This window comes from Psychrobacter sp. GW64-MNA-CIBAN-0177, assembly GCF_040309585.1.
In the GTDB taxonomy this organism is placed as follows: domain Bacteria; phylum Pseudomonadota; class Gammaproteobacteria; order Pseudomonadales; family Moraxellaceae; genus Psychrobacter; species Psychrobacter okhotskensis.
In genome coordinates, this window is record NZ_JBEOOY010000494.1 from 1 (window position 1) to 248 (window position 248).

Below are 248 nucleotides of genomic sequence, written 5' to 3' on the forward strand. Positions count from 1 at the left end.
GTATTCGATTAGAAGACGATGAAGATTTTGAAGGTGGCGAAGAGTCTTACCTGCATGTTTATGAATTTGCGCGTATGGTACCAGTGAGCTTTGCCACTCGCCAACGTAAGCCTGTCAAAGACATCGCCTTGATTTCTGGACTAGCCATTGATGCCAAAACCACCAAAGAGTTGCAAGCTGAAGGTAAGGTGTCAAAACCAATGCCGCCAGTTGTTGATATTATGAACCAACACAATCCCTCATAATAC

General features: G+C 44.0%; 1 pseudogene. It reads left to right on the forward strand.

Features of this window, described 5'->3' with window-relative positions:
• Positions 1-245: pseudogene (locus AAEY79_RS15960) on the forward strand (hypothetical protein); the annotation flags it as partial.
• Positions 246-248 lie beyond the last annotated feature (3 nt).